This window comes from Chitinophaga sp. 9-1-y (assembly GCF_059511905.2).
Window position 1 is genome coordinate 1,640,125 of the sequence record NZ_CM197955.1, and the last position, 13,453, is coordinate 1,653,577.

Sequence of the window (13,453 nt, forward strand, 5' to 3'; positions counted from 1 at the left end):
AAAAGCATCCCTGCATGGCCGATATTTCAGTAGAACGATTAATAGGACAGCCGTCTTTTATTAATTATTGTTTTCATACGAATGAAGACGATGTACGCTATTGGAATAACTGGATAGCCGCTCATCCGGAGCAGGCAGCTATTGTTCGGGAGGCCACTGACATGGTGAAAGCCGCTGGTTGGCTGTTAGTAGCAGAAAAGGAGAAACCAGCGGCGATGGCTAAAATGGACGAATGGTTGCTACAAACAGCCACGCCGGTGCGCCGTATACGCTGGTATTATCCTGCCGCTGCCGCCGCAGTACTATTGATAGTTGTTGCCGTTTGGTACTTCCGGCCTGCGCCGGCGGTTACGCAACCCGGCCTGGCAACAGTGGCAACGCCGGTTAAACTATACTACAGCAATACCAGTAGTGCCATACAAGGAATTGTATTGCCGGATAGCAGCTATGTACTGCTGGAAAGTGGCGCCAGTTTACAACTGGACAGCACCTTCGGCAAAACCACCCGCAGCATGGTGTTGAATGGGACCGCTTATTTTAAAATATCCCCGGATCCAATGCATCGTTTCGCCGTAACGGGTGGCGATTACATCGTTACTGCCTTGGGTACCGCATTCCGGATGACAGCCGCCAATGGCAAATTGCACGTATTATTAGAAACGGGAAAGGTGATGGTAGAAAACAGCCGGAACGGCACACGTACACTGGTGGCTTATTTGCAGCCTACCGAAAGCCTGCTGATAGATCCGTCTCACCAAAACAAACAACAGCAGCAACATTTTACCGCCGCCACCCTGAATGCCTGGAAAGCACAGGAAATGGTATTTGATCACACCCCGGTACGCGATGTGATACTGCAACTCGAGGCCAGTTATAATATTCAGATTCAGATAAGCGATAGCACGTTACAAAAGGAAGTTTTTTCAGGACGATTTAAAAATGACGCACTGCCAGCCGTATTGGATGTACTGTGTTTTACTTTAAACAAGCAATATCAATTCGTTGATTCAACCAATGTATTAATTAAATAATCAACCAAAACCATTCGTAGTATTATGTATTTACGTATTTGCCGGTTATCCGCGAGGATAACGAGTAGACATTCTCATGCCTTGTTTGCGATGATGATGGTGTTAGTACTTACGCTGGCGCTAATGCCTGCACAAGCGCAGATGAAGAAACAAGTGGTGTTGGAAAAAGTGCCCGCTGAGAAGGCTTTTCGCAGCTTATCAGCCTTGTACAAAGTCCGCTTTTTTTACGCGGGTTCTGCTGTTCATTCCAATGAAGTGATCACCATTCCTGCGGGAGAAAAATCACTGGAGGAAGTATTGCAATACCTGACAGCGAATTATCATTATGCGTTTCGCAGGAATGATAATATGATCAGTGTAAGCCGGGTAACGCCTGCTACGCCAGCCCAGGCAGAACGCAGTATTCGTGGACGTGTTGGCCTATATGAAAACGATGCCATTGTGTACAATGCAGGGGTGACCATCCGCGAAGCAGGTAGCACCAATGCGGCTATCACAGATGATAAAGGATATTTTTCCATGAAGCTCAAAACCGCGGAAGCACAGCTGAGCATCAGTTGCGTGGGTTATGAAACGAGCGAACTGGAAGCAGGCGACAGAAGCATGGTGAATGTAACCCTGCGCCAGTCCCTGCGCAATATTCCGGAAGTAGTGATTTCTACCGGGTACCAGTCGCTGGCCCGGAAGAACACTACCGGCGCTTATTCCCAGATTGGCAGTGCGGAAATACAACGCAGAAGCAGCCAGTCACTCACCAGTTTACTGGAGGGAAGCATCCCTGGATTAACGTTGGCAACGGGTTATTCCGGTACCAGTAAAGATCGTCAGCAGAATGGTATCAATATCCAGGTGCGTGGTGGCAGCGCCATACAAACAGAGCGTAGTGCGCCGCTAATTATTGTGGACGGGTTTCCGGTGAACCAGTTACCAGATAACATGAATGATGTGGAAAAAGTGGATGTGCTGAAAGATGCTGCCGCAGCTGCTATCTGGGGAGCGAGAGCTTCCAATGGCGTAATTGTGGTAACCACCAAAAGAGGGAAAGAAGGAAAACTGAAAGTGAACTACGCTACCAATATGTACTTTACCCAGCGCCCGGACTATTCCACCCTGAAACGCGCCAATAGCGCGGACCTGGTGGATTATGATAAAGAGCTGTATGATAAAGGATTCATTATACCAGAGATTTTTGAAGGATCATCCAGTGGTTATTCTCCTTCTTTTGACCTTCTCTTCCAACTGAATAAAGGCCTGATTACTGATGCGGAATTTAAACGTAAACAGGATTCATTGGGCAGTATTTCTAACCGGTCGCAGGTGAGCGATTTGTTGTTGCGTACGGGTGTACGCCAAAACCATTACCTGTCGCTTTCCGGCGGTGGTAAAGGGTATCGCTTCATGGTATCCGGTTCTTATGATAAGGGGAAATCCGTGTATATCACGGATAAAACTGAATCTATGCAACTGAATACCCGCGGCGATTTTGAACTGAATCCCAACCTGCGCTTCAATGTAGATATTAATGGCGTGTTCCAGGATCTGAAGACGGCGCCAAATATCAGCGGAGATATACAACAACTGGCGCCTTACCAGTTACTGGTAGATGGTAGTGGGAACTACCTGTACGACTATACGAGTTTCAATAAAGCGGCGAATGATGAGCTGAAACCCCTGGGCTATGCAGAGAATGGCCGGAATTTATTACAGGATGCGAGGTTATCTAACAATCGGAGTAAAAACTTTGGATTGAGAACCAATGTAGGTGGTGAATGGAAAATTATCAAAGGCCTGACGCTGAATGCCGGATTCCTGTATGATCGTATGAAGCAGAGTGGGCGCGATCTCGTATCACAGTATTCCTATGATAACCGTAATTATATTAACCAGTTTACTACCCTGGATGCCAATAACAAAGCGGTGTATAACCTGCCACAGGGCGATCGTTTGAATCAGTCGGAATATACCAACAACAACTGGGCTTTTCGTTCACAGTTGAGTTATACCAACCTGTTTCAGGGAAAGCACTTTGTGAATTTTATTGCTGGTACGGAGGTAAAACGTTACGTGAACGAAGGGTTTACCGCTACCAAATTTGGATATAATGATGATTTACAATCCTGGCAACCGATCGATCAGAAGATGTTACTGAGCAATAACCTCAGATGGTGGAATGGGAATGCTATTCCTATATATGATGCCACCCGGAATGACCTGTTTTCGTATAACGATACAAGAGAAAGATCTTACTATGGTACTGGCGCCTACACTTATGATGATCGCTATACTGTTACCGGTAGTTACCGCGTGGATCAGTCGAACTTGTTTGGCGCCGATCCTAAATACCGCCGTACGCCGTTGTGGTCTTTAGGTGGATCCTGGGATATGGCACGGGAAAAGTTTTTCCATATTAATAATGTCAGCATGCTGAAGTTGCGTGGTTCCGTGGGTCTCACCGGTAACTTTGATCGTACCACTACACCATTGCTGGTAGCTAACCGTTTCTTTTCAGCAAAACTCAATGAATTTTATGCCAGGGTAAGCAGCTATAACCCAAAGTTGCGTTGGGAAAGAACCCGTACCGTTAACCTGGGAGTAGACCTGGCAATGTATGAAGGGCGCTTACAGGTAAGTGCAGATGTGTACAATAAATATGGTTATGACTTGTTGGGTACCACTACACTGGATCCTACCGTAGGATTTACCAATATGAAAATTAATGCGGCTAAAATGAGGAACAAAGGTATTGAGCTGGCTATACAGGGCAATATTATTGAAACCAGGCAATTCAAATGGAACAGCCGCTTGAATGCTGCCTATAATAAAAATGTGATCCTGGATAATAAAATACCGGATGCCAATCCTGAGTTGAACCGGGTATCCGGCACTACGCAATATGTAGAAGGATATGCACGGGAATCCCTGTGGAGCTATCAATGGGCAGGACTGGATGATCATGGTAACCCGCAGGTATATGGCGATAAAGGAGAGAAAGTAAAAGTAGCGCAGTTCTCTTCACTGGTACATAGTGGTACTTACCGGGCACCTTTCTCCGGTGGTTTTACCAACGTATTTACTTATCGTGGATTTTTTGCGAGTGCGTTAACCACTTTCAATTTTGGCAATGTACTTCGTCGTGAAATGCCGGATATGTACGGTTATTCTTTCTCTAATGCATTGAATTACCAGGTCAGGGACCGCTGGCGTAAACCAGGCGATGAAGCCAAAACAGATATTGCAGCGATCACGCCGTCTTTTGATCCGGCAGACTTCTACGATGGAAGGGAACGTGCCATGCAGTATTCTTCTAATAGCATTATTCCGGGCGACTATATCCGTTTACGTGAAATACAGCTGGGGTATAATTTACCGGCTTCTTTACTGAAAGGTTCTTTCCTGAGAGGTGTGCACCTGATTGCACAGATGAACAATGTGGCTTTATGGAAGAAGAATAAGTATGGTATAGATCCGGAAGCGATAGACCCTCTCAATGGAGGTTATTATTTACCGGAACCTAAGGTAACAACGATTACCATTCGTGTTGAACTGTAAAAAAAGAGCTCATGAAAAAATTAGCGATATATTCAATAACGTTGCTGGCGCTGTTTTCCAGCAGTTGCAAAAAATTCCTGGACGTAACCCCTAAAGGGAAATTCCTGCCGAAAACAGTGGCAGAATATGAACTGTTTATGAATGATCCGTTGATAGCCGATGCCTGCTATGGAAATGAAGAAATGATGACGGATGATGTAGCCTATACAGATTACGGGATGGGCTTACTGGGTGATGGACGTAGCGCGCGTAGTTATCTCTGGGTGAAAGATTTGTTCAAGGCAACAGAAGATGATGGAGAATGGAATGGTTTGTATCGTAATATCTATAACTGTAACCTGGTGTTGCAAGAGATAGGTACTGCTACGGGTGGTACACCTGCCGATGTAAGTCGTCTCACCGCGGAAGCAAAGATTCACCGCGCTTTTTGTTACTTCCACTTAGCCAATCTGTTTGGTAATGATTACCAGGCAGCTACCGCCAATACCGATCTGGCAGTGCCTATACTGTTAACACCGGACCTGGAAGCTAAAACGAAACGGGCTACTGTACAGGAAGTGCTTAACCAGGTCATCAGGGATTTGTCGGAAGCATTGGCAGAAAGTGGATTGCCGGATATGGGCAGGAATTATGTGCATCCTGGGAAGGCAGGTGCTTATGCGTTACAGGCGAGGGTATACCTGTTTATGGGTAACTATGAGCAGGCACAGAAGGCGGCATCAGCAGCGTTGGCATTAAAAAATACTTTGCTGGATTACAATACCATCAGCTTCATTAATCCTGCAAAACCATATAGTGGTTTAAAAGGCCAGCCTACAGTTGATGCCAACCCGGAGAATATTCTTTCCCGGACTACGAGCCAGAGTGGCGTTATCACGCGTTTTATGATTAACCCGGATTTACTCGGGATTTTAGGAGAGAAGGACTTGCGCTATGTATATTCGTTTACAAGAATTCTCAGGAATTCTACTGCTCCTGTAAATCCATATCCTGATTACTTTGGTAACTATATCAATTACAGCATAGGTGTGCCTGAAATGATGTTAACAAAAGCAGAATGCCTGGCCCGCAGCAATGATAAAGACGAAGCCATCAACCTGCTAAATACCCTTCGCCAGAAAAGGTTTAAGCCAACGGAATACACCGCACTAACGGCTAATACAGCAGAAGAAGCCCTGGTGCAGGTGCTGCAGGAAAGAAGAAGGGAGTTGATGTATCATGGGGTACGTTGGTTTGACCTGAAAAGGTTAAACCGTGATCCCCGCTTCAAAAAGGAGCTGACCCGCAGTTATAAAGGCGTTACTTATACGCTGACCGCGAATGATCCCCGCTACCTGCTGCAGATTGCGCCAAAGATCATTACCATAAACCCAGCCATTATACAAAATCCCAGGTAATCACCTGTTCACAGGCTGGCTAAAAATGAATTTTTTAGTCAGCCTTTTTAAAAAAAACGGATATGAAATTTTTAAGTGCTCTTTCCGCCATACTATTACTCGGTACTGCCACCCACGCACAGCAGTTAACATTTACCACTGCGTTACATGCAGAGAATGAAAAAGTGACCATTTACCGGGAGTGGCCTACCCGGCAACTGATAGATACACTGCGGCTTTCCAGCGGAAAAGTTACTTACACCTTGCCAACTGGCGCCGGTGTATATTCCGTGCGTTTACGCAAGCCTTTTGTAGATGCGGTATTATTAGAAGAAGGGGAGAAGGTGACTATCAATGTTACTAAAGATTCTGCTGTGTTAGTAAACGGTGGTGCGCTACAAACGAAATGGAGCGATTTTGAAAAAGCCATCAGGCCCGATGAAAAAGCCTGGAATGAATGGGGACATAAATATGAAACTGCACCTAACCTCGATGAAAAATTAAAAGCCAACGCCGAAAGTAACCGGTATGCGGAAAAAGTGCAGCAAAAAAGACTGGCTTTTGTATTGAGCAATGCGGGTAATTTAGCCGGTGCCTGGATGGGCTACTATTATGCGTTTGCCTGGTCACCGGATAACCTTGAAAAATTAGTGCCGGCATTTCAGCAGCAAGCAGCCGCCCAAAGCACCTATCAGGTTTTATCAGAGAAGCAAAAAGCCGCGGCCGCGTTTAACATGACCGGAAAAAAAGCACCGGTGTTTTCTTTACCTGCAATGAATGGCAGTAATATCGCGTTGGATAGTTTGTTTAAACAACATCAATACGTATTACTGGACGTTTGGGCTTCCTGGTGTACACCTTGCCGCGCCACCAACCGCAAACTCGCACCCCTGTACGAAAAATTCAGCAAGAAAGGAATAGGCTTTGTATCTGTTTCTGTAGATGAGAAAAGAGAACTATGGGAGAAAGCCGTTGCATCAGATAATATTCCCTGGACCCAGTTGTTAAGTCCTCATGGTATGAACAGCGATTTTGTAAAGCAATACAAAGTACAATCATTGCCGGCTACCTTCCTGGTTGACAAAAGCGGTACCATTATTCAGCAGCATATTGAAATCGCCGACCTGGAAAAGTTGTAAATATTTTTTATGAAACAAGGTATATTGTTATTACTCGCGTTGCTTGGCTTCGCGCCGCACACCCGTGCGCAGTTATTGCTGAAAAATGCCACCATCATCGACGGCGATGCTGCGGTAAAGCCCCGGAAGGGATCTGTATTAGTACGCGATGGGATCATCGAAAAACTGATTTTTGATGGTGCCGTTCCCACTGAAAAATTAACCGTCATTGATTGTAGTGGTCAGTTTATCACACCCGGGCTGATGGACGCGCACGTACACCTGGCTACGGTAGATATGGATGATCAGAAAGGTATGCACCTGAAAGCAGATAGTATCCTGGAAAACATGATCCGGCATGGTATTACTACCGTGCGGGATATGGCTGGTGATGCCATTTTCCTGGCAGAGTATAAAAGGAAAACGGCCACAGGGCAGCTGATGGGGCCGGATATTTTTTATGCTGCGCAGTTTGCTGGTCCTGGTTATTTTGAGATGATGAAAGGTGGTTCCCGTGGTGACAAAGACCTGGGCACAACGCCCTGGTACCGCGCTATTACACCCGAAACGGATTTGAGGCTGGCGATCGCCGAAGCCAAAGGGGCGGGCGTTACCGGCATTAAAGTGTATGCCGATCTTACCAAAAAACAAATGGCAGCTATTACCAAAGAAGCGCACGCACAGGGCATACAGGTATGGAGCCATGGCACGGTGTTTCCCGCCAAACCCGCTGATGGCGTGGCCGCCGGTGTGAATAGTTTATCCCATGCGGCAGACCTTTGTTTTCAGCAACTAAAAGGAGATACCCTGAACGTCAGCAAAGCATGGGAACAAATCTATAAGAACTTTGTACTGGATACCGGGGTGCAGCAGAAGTTGCTACAAGGTATGCAGCAGCAGCATATTTTCCTGGATCCCACGGTCTTTCATGCCACCAATAATAAAATGTGGAATGCACTCACTATTACCCGCATGGCGCACCAATTGGGCGTGAAGATTGTTACTGGTACCGACTGGATATATCCTGAAAAAAATGAGGCGGTGCCTTTGGAACAGGAACTGGAATTGTTGGTAAGCAAATGCGGCTTAAGTCGCGCTGCCGCTATTCAATGCGCTACGCTCAACGGTGCTGCCGTTACCGGTTTGCAGGATCGCGGTGTAGTGCGTGCAGGTAAACGCGCCGATTTGCTGGTTACTAACACAGATCCTTACACGAACCTGGCCAGCCTGTTTACGCCGGTGATGGTGATCAAAGATGGTAAGGTGTTGCGTTGGTAATAGTTATTTCAACGGCACCATACACCGTATGTCGGTGTCGTTGAAATAGTCTTCCAGGCAATAGCCTTGCGGATCAATACCAGGCGTATCCAGCAATCGGGCAAAGGTGGGGGTGACTTCCATGATATGTTGTTCGTAATGCCGTAATACTTCGCTGATATAAGTGCCCTTCCGGATGATAAAACTATCAAGGCCATAGTTAGCCCCTTCCCCGGGTGTTTGTGCGGCTACTGCAGCCCTGTATACAACGCCGTTTCCATTCTCCGGGCGGGAGATACCATATAGCTGCCGCCCGGTCATATCTCCGAGCAGGGTGGTTAGCTTTTCGAAAGCAGGCTTAATGCCCATTGGAAAGGAGTCTGCTTTTACATAAAATACTTCTATGTCATGATCCAGCGTAATGGGTTGCATGGTATGGTGGTTTAGTAAGCTAAAGGTAGCAGGTATCCCTTGCTTTTATACGGGGTAAACACGACAATTTGAATGGCATATTGAGCCAATTAAATTGCGCAATCGTTTGTTCCGGTATTTCTGGGTAAAATCTGTTAACATTATCCTGTTCAACAGATGAATCATGAAAAAAAATCTCATCAGCGGGCTGGCGGTTGCCCTGTTGCTGGCCATGCAGTTGCCTGTACAGGCGCAGGTGTTTTATGCGGGCAAGGCACCGGCAAAAGCGGTGATAGTACCGGGAAAGAATATATTGGGAAATGAGGTCCTCGAAGTAAACCTGGGAACGGTTAAAGCACAGTTAGGCCCCGTAACGTTTCGCGATAAACTATCGTCCACGCAGGTGCATTTCGATGCTAACCAGTTGTTTGTTTTAAAATTGGATGATGGTACGGCCTTATTGCCATCAGATTTCACCGTAACGAGCCGGCGGGAAGCATCCGTGGCCGCAACACCGGCAGCAATCAGTGGCATAGACCGCTTGCCGGGAAAACAGCTGGTGTTTGGGCTTTTCAACAAAGCGCATCAGCTCAATATCGTGTGGCGCATTGTATTACACGACAACTGCAATTTTATTCAGCAACATTTTCATATCACGGATCCACAACATGCGATCAAAGATTTATCCCTGGTAAATATTCCAGCTGCGGCTAAACCGGTGCTTTCCGGTTCGGTAGATGGTTCACCGGTATTGGTAGACAACCTGTTTTTTGCCCTGGAGCACCCGATGGCGCACCAGGAGGAAGGTTCAACTGTTACGCAGAGCAGCGTAGCCGCTTCGGCCACACTGCGCTCTGGCGACGGTTTTAATGTTAGTGTAGCCTGGGGTGTTACGCCTGCGGGGCAACTTCGGCGGGGTTTTTTAACTTACCTCGAGAAAGTAAGGGCGGTGCCTTACCGGGTGTTTCCGCATTATAATTCCTGGTATGATGTAGGATATGATGGCCGCGAAATTACAGAAGCCAATGCGTTGGATCGCATCAAAATGTTTGGTGATAGCCTGGTGGTGAAACGTAAGGCAAAGCTGAATGCTTTTTTATGGGATAGTGGCTGGGACGATTATAACCGTCTCTGGTACTTCAGTAGCAAGCTACCCAATGGCTTTAAAAAGATGGAAGCATTGGCCCGGCAGTATCACGCAGCGATGGGTGTGTGGGTATCTCCCTGGGGAGGTTATGACCAGGAGAAGATCAGTCGCCTGGCCAGTATTAAAACCCTGCATTTACCGTTTACGCCGAACGACAATGGTTTAAGCCTGGCTGACCCGCATTATTTCGATTATTTCAGGAAGCTGACCACCGGCTTTGTGCAACACCAGGGGGTGGTGAGTTTCAAATTTGACGGTGTAGGCGCTGGCAATGGCGTTGGAGGAGCAGGAGAGAAATATGCAAAAGACGTGGAATCTTTCCTGCGGGTGATCACGGACTTACGCAAAATAAAGCCGGATCTGTATTTTAACCTGACCGTAGGTACGTGGCCTTCTCCCTATTGGCTGAATTATGGCGATGCCATCTGGAGAGCGGGGGAAGACATGGGGCTACTGGGTGCAGGTACAAAAAGACAGCAATGGATCAATTACCGCGATGCGGAAGTATATAAGAATGTAGTACAGCGTTCCCGCCTGTATCCACTCAATGCGTTGATGTATCATGGCATTGTAGTGAATAATGAAAACGGCCTGGGTGCTTCCTTTGCCAATGATGATGCTGGTTTGGCGGAAGATGTATGGACATTTTTTGGGAACGGCACCGGTATGCAGGAATTGTATATTAATCCGCACCTGGTGACTACGGCCGGCTGGAATGTATTGGCGAAGGGCATGAAGTGGTCTGCGCAACACCAGGATGTATTATCCGATATACACTGGATAGGCGGCGACCCTGGTAAAGCAGCAGTATATGGCTTTGCGGCCTGGAATCATAAAGAAGGAACGCTGACATGGCGGAATCCATCTGCCGGAACGGCAAAAATTACCTTCCGGTTAAAAGAGGTATTGGAATTGCCGGAAGACTATCATACGCGTTTTTCGGTGTTTAATGTAGTCACTAATACGGGGATGGGGAATATGGATAGCGAGGAAAATGTTACTATTGAACTGGCGCCGTTTGAAGTGAAAGTGCTGGAGCTTACGCCGGTGAAATAACAGGAAGGTAATGCCTGAGGGGGCTTACGATAAAAGGGTGTACCGGGTAATGCCGGTACACCTTTATTTTTTTACATGCCTAAAGTGGCTTTTAATTTCTGATCCAGTTCATCACCGCCGCTACCAATGATTTTAAATAATACTTTGCCGTTTTTATCCAGCAGTATTTTAGTTGGGAAACCGGTGATACCATATGACATCGCCAGGTTGTTGGTGGATCTGTCGTAGTTGTTAAGAACCTGTATCCAGTTGATGCCGTCATCTTTAATCGCCTTTAGCCATGCGGCTTTGGCGTCGTTGATGTCATCTGATTTTTCATCTGCAATACCTACTATTTCCAGCCCTTTGTCTTTATACTTTGCGTATACTTCTTTCAGGTGAGGGTGACTGGCCCTGCAGGGACCGCACCAGCTACCCCAGAAGTCGAGCAGCACATATTTCCCTTTGAGGGAGGCTAAACTAAACGGGTCGCCGTGATTGTCTTTTTTGGTAAAATTGATGATGGCCCCTTCGCTGGTGGCTTTGGCACCTGTGATGCGGGAAGACAGGTATTTACCGAGGTAAGTGTCTTTGTAAGTATCACTTAGTTTATTGAATGCCTGTTCATAAGCTACCGGGTCAAAATCGCCTTGCAGCCTGGTGAGCAGGCTAACGCTCAAAAATGACTTGGGATGGGTGGCAACGAATTCTTTCTGCATGGCGGTGAGTTGTTCGTTGGCTGCCAGCATTTCCGCTATCGCGGCTTTTTTGGCGGTACTGTCTTCCGGCTTGCGCATCCCGGCAGATTTTTTACGTAGTTCCCATACCTTTTCAATCAGCGGCATTTCTTTTTGCCGGAATGCGTTCATTTCTTCATTGGCTTTATCGCCTTTTACGGTTGCCTTGTATAATTCTTCTGCATCTCCCGTGATCTGCACATTCGTTTTGTCCGACAAGATAATTTCCAGGCCAGGTGCAGGCATAAACATTCCGCCTTTTACAATTTCGAATTTATTGGCCGGATGACGGCTCATGAAAGTGGCTATTACGGGTTCGCTTACATTGCCGGAAAAAGTGAACTGGTCACCATTACGGGAGATGACGGTATCTGTTTTATGACCGTCTGCTGTTACATACGAAAGGGAGAGACGATAGTCGCCCTGTCCTTTGATATTAGCAGTTACTTTGTAGCTTTTCTGCGCCGCTGCCGGGAGAAAAGAGGCCAGCAGCAAGCTGCCGGCCATCAGGAGGGTGTTTTTTGTCATGGTTGGTGTATGATCGTTAGAAACTGGTCATTGACATAGATGCGGCTTTTTGAGCGGGTGCTGCTGCCTTGGTGCCGTTGTTCAGACTTTCCTTTATTTTAGTGGCTGCTTCTTCGGTGAAGCCAGTGAAGCGCTCCATAATTCTACCTTCGCGATCTACCAGGTACATGGTAGGGATGCCGGAGAACTGGAATTGTTCCATGGTTTTATCTTTATTATCGCTCAGCATTTGTTCCCATGGCATTTCTTCTTCTTTCATGGCTTTTTTCCAGGCGTTTTTATCGGTGTCGATAGAAATACTTACCACTTCAAATCCTTTATCTTTGTAGCTGGTATACAGTTCTTTTACCTTTGGAATGGCTTGTCTGCATGGTCCACACCAGCTTGCCCAGAAGTCTACCAGCAGGTATTTGCCTTTGTATTTTTCCAATCCTGCCAGGCTACCGTTTGCATCCGGATATTTTACGGACGGCATTGGCTGACCTGATTTCAGGCGCATGGCTTGTGCTTTGTTGGTGATGATGGTTTGTTTTAAATCTTTGGCTTCTGTTAACCATGGGTAGCGGACCATCAATGCATCCAGCATTTTCATAGCGTTATCATATTTTTCACCAGATTCAGTACCTGCCATGCCCCGGATAGCAGCTATGATTACCGGACGGTCTGCATAAGATTTAATCAAAATTTCTTCCCGCATTTTGTAATCTTCTCTCATCGGGTTATACTTTTTGGTATTTTTCATATAACCGTACCAGGTAGTATCCGTTGCTTTCTTGGCATAATATTCCATGTTATATTCATCGATCAACCGCCGGTAGTTAAGTTCATTGTTCAATGAACTCAGGTTGATGAAATTATTATCGTAAGATCCTTCTACATAATTGTAGTGGGGGATTTTTACCTTGTACCTGGCAGTATCGTAACCTCTCATCGCTACTTTTACATCCGCATCGCTCCAGAAACTAGCATGATCCCAGTTCATGGCATTGAGTTGGTAAATACCCTGGTGATCCTGTTTGACATGGAAGGAAAAGGTATTGTCTTTCCCTACTACGCAGGAATCTACCACTTCCGGTTTTCCTTTCAGGTTATCTTTTAACAGGAATACTTTGTTAACACTCTGTTTAGGATCAGTGAATTCCACACTACCTTTTACCGTAATGGCTTTTACTATTTTGTTTTGTTGCGCCATCAGTGCTGCCGGAGCGGCTAATAGCATCATCGGTGCGCAAAATTTAACTACTGTTTTCTTCATCGTTATTAA

Annotated in this window: 9 protein-coding genes; 6 read left to right on the forward strand and 3 right to left on the reverse strand. The window is 46.3% G+C overall.

Annotation, left to right across the window (positions count from 1 at the left end; genetic code table 11):
• Window positions 1-14 precede the first annotated feature (14 nt).
• The 5 genes from AC5ZC7_RS06510 (at window position 15) to AC5ZC7_RS06530 (ending at window position 8,352) form a co-directional block, all read left to right on the forward strand.
• Window positions 15-1,031: a FecR domain-containing protein gene (locus tag AC5ZC7_RS06510; RefSeq protein ID WP_496160400.1), complete on the forward strand. Its 1,017-nt coding sequence runs from the start codon at window positions 15-17 to the stop codon at window positions 1,029-1,031.
• Between the two features lie 24 nt (window positions 1,032-1,055).
• Window positions 1,056-4,580, forward strand: coding sequence for a SusC/RagA family TonB-linked outer membrane protein (locus AC5ZC7_RS06515; protein WP_496160399.1), 3,525 nt, complete (start codon window positions 1,056-1,058; stop codon window positions 4,578-4,580).
• Between the two features lie 11 nt (window positions 4,581-4,591).
• Window positions 4,592-5,977, forward strand: coding sequence for a RagB/SusD family nutrient uptake outer membrane protein (locus tag AC5ZC7_RS06520; protein WP_496160398.1), 1,386 nt, complete (start codon window positions 4,592-4,594; stop codon window positions 5,975-5,977).
• Window positions 5,978-6,039: 62 nt separating this feature from the next.
• Window positions 6,040-7,095 (forward strand): redoxin domain-containing protein, encoded by a 1,056-nt coding sequence (locus AC5ZC7_RS06525; protein WP_496160397.1) that lies wholly within the window; start codon window positions 6,040-6,042, stop codon window positions 7,093-7,095.
• A 9-nt stretch (window positions 7,096-7,104) separates the two neighbouring features.
• Complete coding sequence (locus AC5ZC7_RS06530; RefSeq protein WP_496160396.1) at window positions 7,105-8,352, forward strand: amidohydrolase family protein; 1,248 nt, start codon at window positions 7,105-7,107, stop codon at window positions 8,350-8,352.
• Window positions 8,353-8,355: 3 nt separating this feature from the next.
• Here AC5ZC7_RS06530 and AC5ZC7_RS06535 read toward each other — a convergent pair whose 3' ends face one another.
• Entirely contained in the window at window positions 8,356-8,763 is a 408-nt protein-coding gene (locus AC5ZC7_RS06535; protein WP_496160395.1) for a hypothetical protein, read from the reverse strand.
• A 163-nt stretch (window positions 8,764-8,926) separates the two neighbouring features.
• On the opposite strand from AC5ZC7_RS06535, the gene AC5ZC7_RS06540 reads away from it, so the two are divergent.
• The gene (locus AC5ZC7_RS06540; RefSeq protein ID WP_496160394.1) at window positions 8,927-10,945 is read left to right on the forward strand and encodes a hypothetical protein; all 2,019 of its coding nucleotides are present in this window, start codon (window positions 8,927-8,929) and stop codon (window positions 10,943-10,945) included.
• A gap of 71 nt (window positions 10,946-11,016) precedes the next feature.
• Here AC5ZC7_RS06540 and AC5ZC7_RS06545 read toward each other — a convergent pair whose 3' ends face one another.
• Both AC5ZC7_RS06545 and AC5ZC7_RS06550 read right to left on the reverse strand, forming a co-directional pair.
• Window positions 11,017-12,189 (reverse strand): redoxin family protein, encoded by a 1,173-nt coding sequence (locus AC5ZC7_RS06545; RefSeq protein ID WP_496160393.1) that lies wholly within the window; start codon window positions 12,187-12,189, stop codon window positions 11,017-11,019.
• Window positions 12,190-12,205: 16 nt separating this feature from the next.
• Window positions 12,206-13,444 (reverse strand): redoxin family protein, encoded by a 1,239-nt coding sequence (locus tag AC5ZC7_RS06550; RefSeq protein WP_496160392.1) that lies wholly within the window; start codon window positions 13,442-13,444, stop codon window positions 12,206-12,208.
• Between the last annotated feature and the right edge of the window lie 9 nt (window positions 13,445-13,453).

Bases quoted from the DNA above. Each gene is read 5' to 3' on its own strand.
- AC5ZC7_RS06510 (WP_496160400.1), top strand. From the start codon at position 15: ATGGCCGATATTTCAGTAGAACGATTAATAGGACAGCCGTCTTTTATT.
- AC5ZC7_RS06515 (WP_496160399.1), top strand. From the start codon at position 1,056: ATGTATTTACGTATTTGCCGGTTATCCGCGAGGATAACGAGTAGACAT.
- AC5ZC7_RS06520 (WP_496160398.1), top strand. From the start codon at position 4,592: ATGAAAAAATTAGCGATATATTCAATAACGTTGCTGGCGCTGTTTTCC.
- AC5ZC7_RS06525 (WP_496160397.1), top strand. From the start codon at position 6,040: ATGAAATTTTTAAGTGCTCTTTCCGCCATACTATTACTCGGTACTGCC.
- AC5ZC7_RS06530 (WP_496160396.1), top strand. From the start codon at position 7,105: ATGAAACAAGGTATATTGTTATTACTCGCGTTGCTTGGCTTCGCGCCG.
- AC5ZC7_RS06535 (WP_496160395.1), bottom strand. From the start codon at position 8,763: ATGCAACCCATTACGCTGGATCATGACATAGAAGTATTTTATGTAAAA.
- AC5ZC7_RS06540 (WP_496160394.1), top strand. From the start codon at position 8,927: ATGAAAAAAAATCTCATCAGCGGGCTGGCGGTTGCCCTGTTGCTGGCC.
- AC5ZC7_RS06545 (WP_496160393.1), bottom strand. From the start codon at position 12,189: ATGACAAAAAACACCCTCCTGATGGCCGGCAGCTTGCTGCTGGCCTCT.
- AC5ZC7_RS06550 (WP_496160392.1), bottom strand. From the start codon at position 13,444: ATGAAGAAAACAGTAGTTAAATTTTGCGCACCGATGATGCTATTAGCC.